Source organism: Bartonella sp. MR168JLCBS (assembly GCF_042194175.1).
Window position 1 is genome coordinate 349 of record NZ_JBHIMP010000261.1, and the last position, 483, is coordinate 831.

1 pseudogene is annotated in these 483 nt (G+C 43.1%); it reads right to left on the reverse strand.

Annotation, left to right across the window (positions count from 1 at the left end):
- A pseudogene (locus ACFIK8_RS10745) lies at positions 1-483 on the reverse strand (DNA-directed RNA polymerase subunit beta); the annotation flags it as partial.

Below are 483 nucleotides of genomic sequence, written 5' to 3' on the forward strand. Positions count from 1 at the left end.
TAGATAATTCCAGCCTCATCAAGATTCCTTAAGGACTCTTCCGCAACATTTGGAATATCACGCGTAATTTCTTCAGGACCAAGCTTTGTATCACGTGCAGCAACCTCAAACTCCTCAATATGAATCGAAGTAAAGACATCATCGGCAACGATACGCTCGGAAAGCAAAATGGAATCTTCATAATTGTACCCATTCCAAGGCATAAATGCCACAAGAACATTCCGACCAAGAGCTAGATCACCAAGATCCGTAGACGGACCATCCGCAATGATATTTCCCTTCTCTACCCGATCACCAACATGCACGAGAGGACGCTGATTAATACAAGTGGATTGATTGGAACGTTGAAATTTCTGTAAACGGTAAATATCAACCCCAGACTTTGAAGGATCTAAATCTTCTGTCGCACGAATAACAATACGGGTTGCATCAACTTGATCAACAATACCACCACGCTTTGCACTAACAGCAGCCCCTGAATCG